Source organism: Streptomyces glaucosporus (assembly GCF_039533345.1).
In the GTDB taxonomy this organism is placed as follows: domain Bacteria; phylum Actinomycetota; class Actinomycetes; order Streptomycetales; family Streptomycetaceae; genus Streptomyces; species Streptomyces glaucosporus.
Window position 1 is genome coordinate 60,969 of the sequence record NZ_BAAATJ010000030.1, and the last position, 14,182, is coordinate 75,150.

Sequence of the window (14,182 nt, forward strand, 5' to 3'; positions counted from 1 at the left end):
CTCCGCCGTGCGGAACGGGAGGTCACCGGACCGAGGACCAGTCCGGCTCGGGCAGCGCGCCCGTCTCGAAGACCAGGTCGAAGGCGCCCTTGCCGTCGATCGACTCGCGGATGACGTCCGCGTGGCCGGCGTGCCGGGCGGTCTCCTCGATCTGGTGGAGCAGGCCCCACCGCCACGAGCGCTCGCCGCCCTTGTCCCAGGGGAACTCGGGGGCCGTGAAGGTGACGTCGAGGGAGGGCAGCGCCCGCACCGTCTCCTCGGTCTCGCGGGCCACCTCGTCGTAGAGGGCGAGCAGACGCCCGACCGTCTCGTCCTCGCCGGGGACGAAGCTGTCCTCCCACTCCCTCATCTGCGTCCGCATGTCGAGGGGCTCGCCCCGCATCAGCCGCATCGCGCTGCGCTCCCCCACCGCGACGTGCTTGAGCACCCCGGCCAGTGAGAGTTCGCTCGCGCTCGGCTTGCTGCGCGCCTGCTCCTCGGTGAGGCCGTGGAGGGCGCGGCGGATGCCGCCCCGCTGGGCCTCGAGGTAGGCGAGCAGGGCTCCGCGCTCGTCGCCGGGGGCCTCGGTGGGAACGGGAACGGGCATGTGTGGTTCTCCTCACGCGTCGCTTCGGCGGGGCCGCTTCCGGCCTTCTCACCGACAACGACGCTATGGGGGCCTGGGGACGGGCTCTGTCCTCAGGACCCCTCGACCGGGCGACCTCCTCCCGTCCCGGGGGATGTCCGGCCGGCCCGGGCGGCCGGACATCCGGGAGCCGCCGCCGGGCGGCCGGGCAGCGGCCCGGGCCCGGCGCGGTCCGGGAGCGGGCTAGTGGGTCCGGCGGATCCGGTGGAGGAGGTCCCTGGTCCCCTCCTGGGGGAGGCTGTTCTCCAGGAGGCGGTCGAGCACGCTCTCGTACTGGGCGACCTCGTCCGGCTTGTCGACGTAGAGGGCGCCGGTGAGGTGCTCCAGGTACACGATGTCGGAGATCTCGGACTCGGGGAAGCGCAGCAGCGTGAACGTCCCGCTCTCGGCCGGGTGCCCGCCGGTGCCGAACGGCATCACCTGGAGCCGGACGTGGGGCAGTTCGGAGAGCTCCAGCAGGTGCTCCAGTTGTGCGTCCATCACCTTCCGGCCGCCGTAGGGGCGGCGCAGCGCCGCCTCGTCGAGCACGCAGCGGTACTGCGGCGGCTCCCCGGACAGCAGCAGCTTCTGCCGCTCCAGGCGCAGGGCGACGCGGCGGTCGACCTCCTCCCGGGAGAGCCCCGTCCGGTGGCCGCTGGTGACGACCGCCCGGGCGTAGTCCTCCGTCTGCAGCAGCCCCGAGACGAACTGGACCTCGTAGACGCCGATGTGGGAGGCGGCGCCCTCCAGGCCGACGTACGTCTGGAACCAGTTCGGCAGCACGTCGCTGTAGCTGTGCCACCAGCCGGCGACGCTGGACTCCCGGGCGAGGTTCAGCAGCGGTTCGCGCTCGGCCTCGCTGGTGACGCCGTACAGCGTGAGCAGGTCCTCGACGTCCCTCGCCTTGAAGCTCACCCGCCCCAGTTCCATGCGGCTGATCTTCGATTCGGAGGCCCGGATGGAATATCCGGCTTCCTCCCGGGTGACCCCGCGGGCCTCCCGGAGCCGCCGCAGCTGGGAGCCGAGCAGGATGCGGCGCACCATCGACCCGCTCGAACCATTGGCCCCGTTCACACCGTTTTTCACCGGAAAAGCTCCTGTTGTGTTCAGCTCTCCACCCCTGGCACAGGGGAAGTCTGCCACCAATGCGCTCCGTTGCGTGCCCGCCCGGTTACAGAGGATCGAAAGTCACGCGTGCACGTGCATCTGCCCTTGCATCCGCCGTGAGCATTGGGAACCATGGGGATCGCACAAGTGCACGCGGTGTCAAGGCACTTGGCCGTGCACGCGATCCACCGATCCACCGAAGCAGCGCAACGAGCGGAACGAGAAACGGAAGACCGCTGACGGGGTCCGCCAGGGCCAAGACCGCCGCAACGCCAGGAGCGCCTCGCCATGGGGACCGAAGGACCTACCGTGCTCGACCGGTTATGGCACGCCTTCCCGCCACTCGACGCCGACGCGCTCTCCGGTTCCGCCTCCCGAGCCCTGCCGCCCCGGTACGAAGCGGTGCGCACCGCCCGCGAGTTCACCCGGGCCGTGCTGACGCGGTGGGGGCTGGCGGGCCATTTCGACACCGTGGCCCTCGTGGTCTCGGAACTGGTGACCAACGCCCTGCGCCACGGCCTGTCCGGCGCGGCGCCCGGTGAGCCGGAGCCGCCGGTGCGGCTCCACCTGGTGCACTGGTCCGGCCGCCTGGTGTGCGCCGTGCGCGACCCCGGCAAGGACGCCCCCGTCGCCAGGGCGCCCGACTTCACCGCGCTCGCCGGCGACTGCTCCGAGGAGGAGGCGGCGGCGGACGCGGACACGGTGGAGGAACTGCTCGGCCGTGCGGCCGAGTCCGGCCGCGGGCTCTTCCTCGTCGAGGCCTTCAGCGACAGCTGGGGCTGGCAGCCGATGGACGACTCCGCGCCGGGAAAAATCGTCTGGGCGCTGTTCCGGCTGAACCCCGGACGGGATACGGGCGTCAGTCCTGTACGAGGTGGTCGAACTCGCCGTCCTTGACGCCGAGCAGCATCGCCCTGACCTCGGCCGGGGTGTAGACCAGGGCGGGGCCGTCCGGGTAGCGCGAGTTCCGCACGGCCACGTCGCCGCCCGGGAGCTTGGCGAACTCCACGCAGGCTCCCTGGGAGTTGCTGTGCCTGCTCTTCTGCCAGACGACCCCGTGGAGGTCCCTGGCTGCCATGCCGTTGTGAACGTGGGGCATCGGACTCTCCCGGACGGTGCGGTCAGGGTGCTGGAACGGTCAACTGCCCCGGATCATAACGCCGTTCACGTGCGGATGCACGTGAGGATGCACGTGCACGACAGGCTGTCACGGGGTCATGACACCGGGTCCGGAAACGCCGCCGGGCGGAAGCGGCGGTACCGGGAGGCGCGGGCGACGGGCGGGCGCCGCGCACGGTCACAAGCGCGGTCGCGAGCGCGGTCCGGTGGCTCCGCGCGCCCCTCCCGGCCCGCCGTCCGCGCCGTTCACGCCCGGCTTTCGCCGGCCTCTCCGCCGAGGAGGCCGCGCAGGTCCCCCAGGTCTCCCACGGCCTCCCGCCAGAACCTCTCGTAGGGACTGAGCCAGTCATGGACCTCGCTGAGCGGGCCGGCCTCCAGCCGGTAGTGCCGTTCCCGCCCCATGCGGCGCTCGCTGACCAGCCCGGCCTCACGGAGCACCTTCAGGTGCTCCGACAGGCTGGGGCGCCGCATGTCGAAGCGGTCGGCCAGCCGCTGCACGGGCTGGGGCCCCTCCACGCGGAGCAGCCTCAGCACCTCGCGCCGGGTGGAGTTGGCGAGAGCGGAGAAGAGCCGGTCCTCGCGGAGCCGGTCCTCGCGGAGCCGGTCCCCGGATACGCCGATGGCAGTCATCGTTCCCCCTGGAAAGCCCTCGGGTGGGCGCGGAGAGGAGAGACCGGTGCCGTTCGGTCGGGCGGCCCGGGCCGCTCGCAGTCCGCGTCGATATCGGTGGTCTCCCGAATGATCCCCCGACAGAGGGCCGGAGCGGAACCCTCCCCCGCGGGCCGGAACCGCCCGGCGCCGCCCGAGCCGCCCTCCGGCCGCCCGCGAGGTTCCCTTGACCTCAAGCCGACTTGAACCCATACCGTCCGGAGCACGAGACGGAAACCGGAGGTGCTCGCCATGAGCATGGAGACCACCGCGTGGATGGCGCTCAACCAGGCGCGCCACGCCCCCCAGGAGCAGCCGCCCCTCTCCCGGGCCACCCTGCGCCGCATCGCGGGCTTCGCCCGGCGCCACCGGCGGCGCCTGGTGTTCTTCCTGCTGCTCAGCACGGTCTCGGCGCTGCTGGCCGTGGCCACCCCGGTGCTCGCGGGCCGGGTCGTCGACACGATCACCGGTGGCGCGGCCGGCGGAGCGTCCGACGGCGCCGTCGTCCGGCTGGCCGTGCTGATCGCGGTCATCGCGGTGGCCGAGGCCGCCGTCGGGCTGCTGACCCGGTGGCTGTCCGCGCGGATCGGCGAGGAGGTGATCCTCGACCTGCGGACGGCCGTCTTCGACCACGTCCAGCGGATGCCGGTGGCCTTCTTCACCCGCACCCGCACCGGCGCGCTGGTCAGCCGGCTCAACAACGACGTCATCGGCGCCCAGCGGGCCTTCAGCAGCACCCTCTCCAACGTGGTGGCCAACACCGTCACCCTGCTGCTGACGCTGGTGGTCATGGTGCGGCTGTCCTGGGAGATCACCCTGCTCGCCCTGGTGCTGCTGCCGCTGTTCCTGCTGCCCGCGCGGCGCATGGGCTCCCGGCTGGCCCGGCTCTCCCGGGAGGCCGCCGAGCACAACGCGGCGATGGGCAACCAGATGACCGAGCGGTTCTCCGCGCCCGGCGCCACCCTGGTCAAACTGTTCGGACGGCCCGGCGAGGAGTCAAAGGAGTTCGCCGTGCGGGCCCGGCGCGTCCGCGACATCGGAGTGCGCACCGCCATGGTCCAGCACGTCTTCTTCACCGCCCTCACCGCGGTCTCCGCGCTGGCGCTGGCGCTGGTCTACGGGCTGGGCGGCTGGTTCGCTCTGCGCGGCAGCCTGGACGCCGGCTCGGTGGTGGCCCTGGCCCTGCTGATCACCCGGCTCTACGCCCCGCTGACCGCCCTGGCCGGGGCGCGGGTGGAGGTGATGGGCGCGCTCGTCAGCTTCCAGCGCGTCTTCGAGGTGCTGGACCTGAGGCCCCTGATCGAGGAGCGCGAGGACGCCCGCGAGGTGCCCGACGGGCCGGTGTCCGTGGAGTTCGACCGGGTGGACTTCGCCTACCCGTCCGCCGAGAAGGTCTCCCTGGCCTCGCTGGAGGAGGTCGCCGTCCTCGACACCCGCGGCGGCGAGCAGGTGCTGCACGGGGTGTCCTTCCGCGCCGAGCCCGGGCAGATGGTGGCGCTGGTCGGCTCCTCCGGCGCGGGCAAGTCCACCATCGCCCAGCTGGTGCCGCGGCTGTACGACGCCGACGGCGGCGCGGTGCGGATCGGCGGCGTCGACGTGCGGGAGCTGTCCTTCGCCTCCCTCCGCGCCACGCTGGGCATGGTCACGCAGGACGGCCACCTCTTCCACGACTCCATCCGCGCCAACCTGCTGTTCGCCCGGCCCGGGGCGAGCGAGGACGAACTGTGGGACGTGCTGCGCCGCGCCCGCCTGGACGGACTGATCGCCTCCCTGCCCGACGGGCTGGACACGGTCGTCGGCGAACGCGGCTACCGCCTCTCCGGGGGCGAGCGCCAGCGGCTGACCATCGCCCGGCTGCTGCTCGCCCGGCCCAGGGTGGTGATCCTCGACGAGGCCACCGCCCACCTGGACTCCACCTCCGAGGCCGCCGTCCAGGAGGCCCTGGCCGAGGCGCTGCACGGCCGCACCTCCGTGGTGATCGCCCACCGCCTCTCCACGGTCCGGGCCGCCGACCGGATCCTGGTGGTGGAGGACGGCCGGATCGTCGAGAGCGGCACCCACGACGAGCTCCTGGCGGCGGGGGGCCGGTACCGGGAGCTGTACCGCACCCAGTTCGACCAGGGCTCCGCCGGGGCCGCCGCCGCGACGCCCGCGACCGGGACCGGGGCCGCCGCCGCGACGCCCGCCGCCTGACCCGGCCCTCCGGGCATCCGGCACGGCCCCGGAGCCGCCCGGCGGTCCTCCCCGGCGGGGAGGGCGGCGGGCGGCTCCGGAGATCCCCCCGGTGGCCCTCGCCCGTCCGGATCAGTCCAACGCGCGGGATCGCCGCAGGGCCCTCACCATGAGGACGGGACCGCCGGTGGGCGGTCCGTGCCGAGCCATCACGGGGAGATGCCGCTGTGACCGTCAGTCTTGAGCAACTGCGCCGCTGTTCCGTGGCCGTCGACCTCGGCGCTGCCAGGACCCGGGTCTACCTCAAACGGTTCGGCGTCATCGTGGACGCGCCCTCGGCCGTCGCCGTCAACACCCGCTCCGGCGCCCTGATCGCGGTCGGCGCGCCCGCCGAGCGGATGGTCGGCCGCACCCCCGAGCACATCCGGGTCGTCCGGCCGGTCTCCAACGGGACCGTGGTGGACATCGACATGGCCCGGCGGATGCTGCGCGCCCTGATCGGCGACCGGCTCCGCCGGGCCTGGCGGCGCAAGCCGATGCTCCGCGCCGCCGTGTGCATCCCGCACGACGCCGAGCCGCTGGTCCGCCGGGCCGCCGTCGAGACGCTCGCCGGGGTGGGCGCCCGGCGGGTGGAGCTGGTGGACAGCCTGGTCGCCGCGGCCGTCGGCTCCGGACTCCCCGTGGAGGAACCCGAGGCCACGATGATCGTGATGTGCGGCGCGGCCGCCTCCCACATCGCGGTGCTCTCCCTGGGCTCGATCGTCGCCGCCGAGACGGTGCCGGTGGGCGGCGAGGTCATCGACCGCGCCGTGGTCCAGCACCTGCGGAACCAGCACGAGCTGATGCTCCCCCACCAGGCCGTCCACCCCCTGCACCTGGCCCTGTCCGTCGCCCCGCCCGGCCAGGCCCAGGCCGAGGTGTACGGCCGGGACGTGTCCACCGGGCTGTTCCGCACCGTGGCCGTGGACACCGACAGCGTCCGCGCCGCCATCCGGCCCCCGCTGACGGCGATGGTGGACTCCATCCGCAGCGTGCTGCGCCAGTGCCAGCCCGATCTGGTCGCCGACCTCGCGGACCGCGGGATCATGCTGGTGGGCGGCAGCGCGATGCTGCCCGGACTGGACTCGATGCTGCGCCAGGCCACCGGGATGCCGGTGCACGTCGCCGAACGGCCGTCCGTCTGCGCGGTGGAGGGCCTGGGCGCGATGCTGGAGGGGCGGGTCCGGCCGCTCCACCGCGACCCGCTCACCCGCTGACGGGCTCCCGCACGCCCCGGCGCGACCGCGCCGCGAGCGCGCGGGCCACCGCCGTGTACACCACCAGCGCCAGGGCGAGGCCCGCGCCCGCTCCGAACATCGCGGTGGGGACGTAGCCCTCCCAGGGGACCGCCTCCGGTGACGCCGCGGCCCGCCGCGCGCAGCGGTGCGCGGCGCCCGCGAGGGCCGCGGCGGCCAGCAGCGCCACCGCCGTGCGCCGGCCGCGGGAGGACAGCGGGGGCAGCCCCGGCACGCCCTCGGGCACCGGGGTGCCGGGCAGGCGGCGCCACACCCCGGCCAGGAAGACGGCGATCGCCACCAGGGCGAGGGCCGAGCCGCCGTACTGGAGCTGGTGGTACAGCGGGACGCCCAGCACCCGCTCGTCCAGCACCGTGATCCACCGCACGCCCCAGCGGTCCATGTGGGTGAAGGAGTCCCAGAACACGTGGGTGGCCGCGCCCAGCGCCGCCGACGCGCAGCCCCACCCCAGCAGGGGCGCGGGCGGGCGGCCGCGCCAGGGGCGGCCGCGGGTGAGCGCGTACGCCTTCCCCCGCGGGCTCCCGGGCAGCAGCGCCAGCAGCGGCTCCCGCAGCAGCAGCCACGCCCCCACCAGTACCGCCGCGATCGCCACGTCCACGGTGAGCACGCCGGCCGGCGAGTGGGTGAGGTCGCCCAGCCGCATGGCGGCGGGGACCGCGCTGGCGGCGTAGTACGTCATGTCCGGGGCGAGCGTGCCGGCGACCAGCGCGGACGCCACCAGCGGCCCCCGGCCGGTCCCGTCCGCGCGGATCCCCGGCAGCGCCGCGGCGGCATGGCTGAGCGTGAACGGCATCCGTCCCCCCGTCCGTCGAATCCCGCTCCCCACCCTAGGCGCCCGGCCCGGCGCACCGCACACGGCCGCCGACCGGACGCGGACGGGGAAGCGCGGACGGGGAAGCGCGGACGGAAGGGCGCCCCGCTCCGGCCGGAGCGGGGCGCCCGAAGCGCCGGTCAGCCGCGCGGGACGGGGAGCCGGAAGCGGCGCGCCGGCCACGGCAGCCGCGCGGGGTCCGGCCGGTTCCAGGCCGGGTCGGCGGGCCCGAAGCCCGGATCCGTGCTTATGTCGGGGCCGAAGCCGCCGGTCCCCGCGGCGGCCCGCAGGGCGTGGACGCCCGCGGGGGGCTCTGGGGCGGCGCTGTCGGCCGGTCCGCCTCCCGCCGTCTCCCGCACCACGGCCACGGCCTCCTCCTCCGCTCCCCGGGCGCCGGTCAGCGTCTCGTACAGCGCCTGCGCGTCGGCCGGCAGGTCCCGCCGCCAGCCGCAGGCCACCACCGGCCACAGCAGCAGCAGCGCCCCGGACAGGTACGAGGTCACCCCCACCTCCACCCGGCCCCCGTCCCGGGGCCACAGCCGGAAGTCGAACCGCGGCACCTGCGTGCCCAGCGGCGTCCACATCCGCTGCCCGGTGAACCCCACCCGCACCGGCGGCTCGTACACCGTCCGGACCAGCCGGTGCTCGCGCCGCCGTCCGGGGAAGCGGTAGCGGTAGGTCTCCTGTGGTCCGTCCGGGCGGACCGACATCACCCCCGAGTGCCAGGCGGCCAGATTGCATCCGTCCGCCAGGAAGGCGAACACCTCCTCGACCGGTATGGGTATGGACACGTACACCCGCACCTGCGGCATCCGGCACCTCCTGCGGGCGCAGCACCGGCCGCTCGATCGACCGGGTGCCGCCGTCCCGTCCGGTCCTTCCTCCTACACAGCCAGGCTGGGTCCGTTCGGTGCGGGTGTCCTGCGCTCGTGAGCCGTTCGGGTTACCCCGGTCCGGGGGCCTCCGGGGTCCCGCCCCCGGCGCGGGCGCGGCGCGGCACGTCGGGGACGAGCCACCCGGGGTGGCCCGGCCGTACGGGGCCGAGGGGGTACGCCGGAGGCAGCCGGACCGTCCCGTCCGCGGCCAGCGACCGGTACACGCCCCGCCAGATCTCCGCGGGGGTCATGCGCGGGCGAGGGGTCGCGGGCCGCCGGCCGGCCGGGCCGCCGGGGCGGCGCCGTCCACGCTCCAGGTCCACAGCCCGGCCACGGCGTCCGGGCCGAGGTCGTGGCCCTCCTCCCACAGCCGGGCCGCGGCGGCCAGCACCGAGCGCCGGTCGTCCTCGGGGGTGCCGGGGCGGGCCGGCAGCATCGGCACCACCGCGCTGGCCTTCAGCCGTACGGCCTGGTGGCGGCGGGCGAAGGCGGTGAGGGTCTGCCGGGGGCCGGCCTCGACCAGCAGCATGTCGTCGGCGGCGAGCAGCTCGTCCAGGGCGGGCCGGAACCAGACGGTGTCGGTGAGCTGGCGGGCCCAGAAGTCCGGTCGCACGGCGTCGTCGGGGCCCAGCATCCCCCCGGTGTAGCCGGAGTACAGGGGCAGCGACGGCGGGCTCAGCCGGATGCCCCGGTAGGCGCGTTCGACGGCCTCGGAGGCGGGGGCCATGGCCGGGCAGTGGAACGGGCTGGTGGCCGGGACGGTGACGACCGTGTGGCCGTCCGCGCGCAGCGCCGCCTCGACCGCGGCCAGCGGCTCCGAGGAGCCGGCCAGCATGGTCTGCTGGGCGGCGTTGACGGCGGCGACGGCGACGTCGTCCCGCAGGTACGGGCGGAGCGTCTCCTCGGAGGCGGCGACCGCGAGCATCCCGCCCGGCGGGATCCGCACCGCGTGCCGCACCCTCTCGCGCATCATGCCGACGGCGTCCGGCAGCGAGACCACTCCGGCGAAGACGGCGGCGACCAGCTCGCCCGCGCTGTGGCCGAGGAAGGCGGCGGGGCGGATTCCCCAGCCGAGGACGAGGCGGCCGAGCGCGTAGTCGACGGCGAACAGCAGCGGCTGGGCGCGGCGGACGTCGTCGATGCCGATCAGCGGGGTGCGGGTGGTGCCGTCGGCGAGCCAGTCGGCCCGTACGTCCGGGCCGTCCTCGCCGAACAGGTCGAGGACGGCGTCCATGGCGGCGGTGAACACCGGCTCGCGTCCGTACAGGCCGGCCGCCATCGCGGCGTGCTGGGAGCCCTGCCCGGGGAAGAGGAGGGCGACCGGGCGGGGCCGGCCGGCCGTGGCGGGCCGGGCCCGGCCCACGGCCTCCGCGGCCTGGCCGGCGGTGGCGACCGCGGCGGCGCGCACCGGCCCGGCCGCCTGCCCGCAGGGCACCGCGGCGGGCACGGTGGGGAACGCCTCCGCGGGGAACGCGTCGAGCATCGACCGCAGTCCGCCGCGGACCCGCGCCTCGTCCGCCTCGTCCCGGCCCGACCACAGCAGCAGCCGGACGCCGCCGGGCTCCGGGTTGGGGCCGCCGTACCGCAGGGGGCGCACCACGGGGGGCTCGTCCTCCGTGCCGGACTCGTCGAGCACGCCGACCACGGTGTCGCCGGACGCGACGGCCTCGGCGGCGCGCCGCAGGGCGTGGACGGTGACCGTCTCCGCCCGGGGTTCGCCGAACCCGGCGACCAGCGCGAAGTCGACGTTCTTGGCGAGCAGTTCGCGGTGCGCCAGGCGCAGCGCGCGGTTGGGCGAGGAGGCCGTGCGCACGGAGAAGCCCTCGTGCTCGGGGCCGAGGTCGGCGGCCGTCCGGGCGGCGCCGACGAAGACGGCCGTCCGGGCGGGCAGGCGCTCGGGGGCGTGCCCGAAGGCGCGCAGCACCGCGGAGACGGCGGCTCCGGTCGCCGTGACCGGAGCCGCGGGTCCGGCCTCCCCGTCCGGGGCGCCTCCCGTGCCGACCACGAGTCTGCGGACCACGGCGGTGTGTTCGGTGAGCGGCATGTGCCCTCCTGTCGGCAGTGGGTTCTGCGGCGGCTGGGTCGGTCGTGGGGACGTGCGGGGGGCGGGCTGCGGGGGGGATGTGGGGGTGTGGAGACGGCCGCCCCGCCGACGTGTCGGCGGGGCGGCCCGGGGGCCGGCTCAGGCGGGGGTGTCCTGACCGGAGTTGATGAGGTCGAGCAGGGCGTGCGGGGTCTCCGCGTCGACGACCGCGTCGTCCGGTATCGCGATCCCGTACTCGCGCTGGATCTGGCCGATCACCTGGAGCAGGGCGAGGGAGTCGTAGCCGAGCTCGATGAACGGGGTGTCCAGGACGTCGCCGTCCAGGTCCACTCCCTCCTCCTCGCCCGCGCTCTCACGCAGCATCCGGGTCAGATCCGCCAGGGTCACCTCGGTCTTCGTGGTGGGCATGGGTGGGTTCCTCTCTGTGGTGTGCGTGGGTGCTGCGGTACCGGGTTGGGCAGGGGCGGGGCTCAGCGGGCGCGGCGCAGGACGAGCGCCGCGTTGAAGCCGCCGTGTCCGCGGGCCAGGACCAGCGCGGTGCGCAGGTCCGCCTCGCGGGGGCTCTCGGTGACCAGGTCGAGGCGGTGGCCGGGGTCGGCCTCGCCGACGCCCACGGTGGGCGGGATCACGCCGTCGCGCAGCGCCAGCAGGGCGGTCGCCACGTCCAGGGCGGCGCCTCCGGCGAGCAGCCGGCCGGTCATGGTCTTGGGCGCGGTGACGGGCACGCCGCGGGGGCCGAAGAGGTCCTCCAGCGCCCTGGCCTCGATCCGGTCGAGTTCGGGGGTGCCCGCCGCGTCGGCGAAGACGACGTCGACGTCGGCGGGGGACAGCCCGGCGTCGGCCAGGGCGTTCTCGGCGGCCCGGCGCAGTCCGGGCGGGCGTCCGCTGCCGGGGGCGGGGTCCAGGGTCGCGGCGTAGCCGGCCACTTCCCCGTACACCTGCGCGGCGCCGCGCCGCCGGGCGGACTCCTCGTCCTCCACGATCAGGATCGCGCCGCCCTCGCCCGGCACGTATCCGCTCGCCTCGGCGGAGAAGGGCAGGTAGGCCCGCTCGGAGTCGGACTCGGTGCTCATCAGGCCGGAGGCGATCTGCGGCACCCAGCCCCAGGGGCACAGGGCCGCGTCGACGCCGCCGGAGACCACCACGGGGACGCCCTTGCGGACGTGGCGGCGGGCGTGGCCGACGCAGTCGATCCCGCCGGCCTGCTCGGTGAGCAGCACCCCGCTGGGGCCGCGCATCTTGTGCCGGATGGAGATCTGGCCGGTGTTGACGGCGTAGAACCAGGCGAAGGACTGGTAGGCGCTGACGTACTCCTTGCCCTGGCTCCACAGGTTCTGCAGCTCGCGCTGGCCGAACTCCACGGCCCCGCCGGAGGCCGAGGTGACCACGCCCATGCCGTACTCGGGCAGGTCGCCCGGGACGATCCCGGCGTCGGCGATGGCCCAGTCGGCGGCCGTGAGCGCGAGCCGGGTCATGTGGTCGGTCTGCGGCATCAGCCGGCTGGGGATGTGCTCCTCGGCGACGTAGCCGGGGACCTCGCCCGCCACGGTGGACGGGTACTGCTCCGGGTCGAAGCGGGTGACCCGCGCCAGGCCGCTGGAGCCGGCGAGGGTGGCCTTCCAGAAGTCGTCGGTGCCCAGTCCGTTGGGGGCGGCGATCCCCAGCCCGGTCACCACCGTCCTGGTCGGCGCGGACTGCGCTGTCGGCGATGCGGTCATCGGTCGCTCCTCTCCGGCCGGGCGAGCACCATGGCGCTCTGGAAGCCGCCGAAGCCGCTGCCGACGCTGAGCACGGCGTCGGTCTTCTTCTCCCGGGCGGTCAGCGGGATGTAGTCGAGGTCGAGCTCGGGGTCGGGCTCGTGCAGGTTGGCGGTGGGCGGCAGGACGCCGTGCTCCATCGCCAGTGCGCAGGCCGCGATCTCCAGGGAGCCGATGGCGCCCAGCGAGTGGCCGATCATCGACTTGATGGAGCTGACCGGGGTGGCGTACGCGTGGTCGCCGAGGCTGCGCTTGAACGCCCCGGTCTCGTGGCGGTCGTTCATCTTGGTGCCGGAGCCGTGGGCGTTGACGTAGTCGATCGCCGTCGGGTTCAGCCGGGCCTCGTCCAGGGCCGCGTCGATGGCCTCCGCCATCTCGCGGCCGTCGGGCTTGAGGCCGGTCATGTGGTACGCGTTGCAGCGGGAGGAGAACCCCGCGATCTCCGCGTAGATGTGGGCGCCGCGCTTCCGGGCGCTCTCCAGCTCCTCCAGCACCAGGATGGCCGCGCCCTCCCCGAGGACCAGGCCGTTGCGGGTCCGGTCGAACGGGCGGCAGGCGCTCTCGGGGGTGTCGTTGCGCGGGGTGGTGGCGTGGATGGCGTCGAAGCAGGCGGAGGTGATCGGCGAGATCGGGGCCTCCGTCGCTCCGGCGATCATCACGTCGCAGGTGCCCTCGCGGATCAGCTCGACCGCGTGGCCGAGGGAGTCCAGTCCGGAGGTGCAGCCGGTGGAGACGACGGCGGCGGGCCCCTCGGCGCCGGCGGCCTGTCCCACCTCGGCGGCCATCGAGCTGGGCACGAAGTGCCGGTACAGCTCGGGCACCGCGTACTCGTGGTCGACGTTCCACTTGCGTCCGCCGTCGCTGACCACGACGTACTCGCGCTCCAGGCTGGTGGTGCAGCCCACGGCGCTGCCGACCGAGGTGCCGATCCGGCCGGGGTCCAGGGCGGAGGTGTCCAGGCCGCTGTCGGCCAGCGCCTCGCGGGTGCTGACGACGGCGAACTGCGCGGCCCGGTCGAGCCGGCGGATCTCCTGGGGGCTCAGCCCGGCGGCCCCGGGGTCGAAGTCGCACTCGGCGGCGACGCGCGAGCGGAACGGGGATGCGTCGTAGAAGGAGATCGTGCGGGTCGCGGTGCGTCCCGCGGTGAGCAGCTCCCAGTACTCCTTGACGCCGACGCCACCAGGGGCGACGACACCCAGACCTGTGATGACGACTCTGCGTACCACCGCTACCTCGCCTTCGACGGGACCGGGTGCCGCTGTCGGCACCCATCGGTCGGAACTGTGCGGGCCACTGCCGTTCCCTTCGTCCGTGACGCTCTCGTGTCGCTCCTCCGGGGCTTCGGCGGCCGGGGCGGGTCGGGGGTCCTTCCCTCGCCGCCCCGGTGCCGGGCCGGGCGGCCGCCCGCTCGTGACGCGCCGCCGCTTCCGGTGAGCCCATGGTCGAAGCGGCTCCTCGACAGGCACTCGCGCCCCTCTGGACAGGGCGGAGGGCCGTGCCCCGCGGTCCTACTGCGGGGCGTTCCCGTGCTTGCGTTCGGGGAGTTCGGCCTGCTTCTGGCGGAGCATGGCCAGGGTGCGGGCGAGGACGGTGCGGGTGTCGGCCGGGTCGATGACGTCGTCGACCAGGCCCCGCTCGGCCGCGTAGTACGGGTGCATCAGCTCGGCCCTGTACTCCTTGACCAGCTCCTCCCGCGCCGCGTCGGGATCGTCGGCCGCGGCGATCTGCCGGCGGAAGATCACGTTGGCGG

Annotated in this window: 14 protein-coding genes; 3 read left to right on the top strand and 11 right to left on the bottom strand. The window is 74.9% G+C overall.

The window, feature by feature from the left end; genetic code table 11:
- Nucleotides 1-22 precede the first annotated feature (22 nt).
- Both ABD358_RS24585 and ABD358_RS24590 read right to left on the bottom strand, forming a co-directional pair.
- Entirely contained in the window at nucleotides 23-586 is a 564-nt protein-coding gene (locus ABD358_RS24585) for a DinB family protein (RefSeq protein ID WP_344633316.1), read from the bottom strand.
- Between the two features lie 222 nt (nucleotides 587-808).
- Entirely contained in the window at nucleotides 809-1,648 is an 840-nt protein-coding gene (locus ABD358_RS24590) for a helix-turn-helix domain-containing protein (protein ID WP_344633317.1), read from the bottom strand.
- A gap of 351 nt (nucleotides 1,649-1,999) precedes the next feature.
- On the opposite strand from ABD358_RS24590, the gene ABD358_RS24595 reads away from it, so the two are divergent.
- Nucleotides 2,000-2,608, top strand: a complete 609-nt coding sequence (locus ABD358_RS24595) for an ATP-binding protein (protein WP_344633318.1) — start codon at nucleotides 2,000-2,002, stop codon at nucleotides 2,606-2,608.
- Here the strand turns inward: ABD358_RS24595 and ABD358_RS24600 are convergent.
- Nucleotides 2,571-2,810: a DUF397 domain-containing protein gene (locus ABD358_RS24600; protein WP_344633319.1), complete on the bottom strand. Its 240-nt coding sequence runs from the start codon at nucleotides 2,808-2,810 to the stop codon at nucleotides 2,571-2,573. The two genes, ABD358_RS24595 and ABD358_RS24600, sit on opposite strands and share 38 nt — an antisense overlap.
- Nucleotides 2,811-3,076: 266 nt before the next feature.
- Complete coding sequence (locus tag ABD358_RS24605; protein ID WP_344633320.1) at nucleotides 3,077-3,460, bottom strand: ArsR/SmtB family transcription factor; 384 nt, start codon at nucleotides 3,458-3,460, stop codon at nucleotides 3,077-3,079.
- Between the two features lie 270 nt (nucleotides 3,461-3,730).
- Between ABD358_RS24605 and ABD358_RS24610 the strand changes: the two genes are divergently transcribed.
- Complete coding sequence (locus tag ABD358_RS24610) at nucleotides 3,731-5,671, top strand: ABC transporter ATP-binding protein (RefSeq protein ID WP_344633321.1); 1,941 nt, start codon at nucleotides 3,731-3,733, stop codon at nucleotides 5,669-5,671.
- Nucleotides 5,672-5,877: 206 nt separating this feature from the next.
- Complete coding sequence (gene mreB, locus ABD358_RS24615) at nucleotides 5,878-6,906, top strand: rod shape-determining protein (protein WP_344633322.1); 1,029 nt, start codon at nucleotides 5,878-5,880, stop codon at nucleotides 6,904-6,906.
- Here mreB and ABD358_RS24620 read toward each other — a convergent pair.
- The 7 genes from ABD358_RS24620 to ABD358_RS24650 form a co-directional block, all read right to left on the bottom strand.
- A complete protein-coding gene (locus ABD358_RS24620; RefSeq protein ID WP_344633323.1) occupies nucleotides 6,896-7,738 on the bottom strand; it encodes a DUF4184 family protein in 843 nt (280 codons plus the stop codon). The two genes, mreB and ABD358_RS24620, sit on opposite strands and share 11 nt — an antisense overlap.
- Before the next feature lie 158 nt (nucleotides 7,739-7,896).
- Entirely contained in the window at nucleotides 7,897-8,568 is a 672-nt protein-coding gene (locus ABD358_RS24625) for an SRPBCC family protein (protein ID WP_344633324.1), read from the bottom strand.
- Nucleotides 8,569-8,878: 310 nt separating this feature from the next.
- Complete coding sequence (locus tag ABD358_RS24630; RefSeq protein ID WP_344633325.1) at nucleotides 8,879-10,675, bottom strand: acyltransferase domain-containing protein; 1,797 nt, start codon at nucleotides 10,673-10,675, stop codon at nucleotides 8,879-8,881.
- Between the two features lie 138 nt (nucleotides 10,676-10,813).
- Entirely contained in the window at nucleotides 10,814-11,083 is a 270-nt protein-coding gene (locus tag ABD358_RS24635) for an acyl carrier protein (protein ID WP_344633326.1), read from the bottom strand.
- 62 nt (nucleotides 11,084-11,145) lie between these two features.
- Complete coding sequence (locus ABD358_RS24640) at nucleotides 11,146-12,393, bottom strand: ketosynthase chain-length factor (protein ID WP_344633327.1); 1,248 nt, start codon at nucleotides 12,391-12,393, stop codon at nucleotides 11,146-11,148.
- Nucleotides 12,390-13,658 (bottom strand): beta-ketoacyl-[acyl-carrier-protein] synthase family protein, encoded by a 1,269-nt coding sequence (locus ABD358_RS24645; RefSeq protein WP_344633328.1) that lies wholly within the window; start codon nucleotides 13,656-13,658, stop codon nucleotides 12,390-12,392. Before ABD358_RS24645 ends, ABD358_RS24640 begins: the two co-directional genes overlap by 4 nt.
- 282 nt (nucleotides 13,659-13,940) lie before the next feature.
- On the bottom strand, nucleotides 13,941-14,182 hold a 242-nt coding region (locus ABD358_RS24650; RefSeq protein WP_344633329.1), incomplete at its 5' end, for a carboxyl transferase domain-containing protein.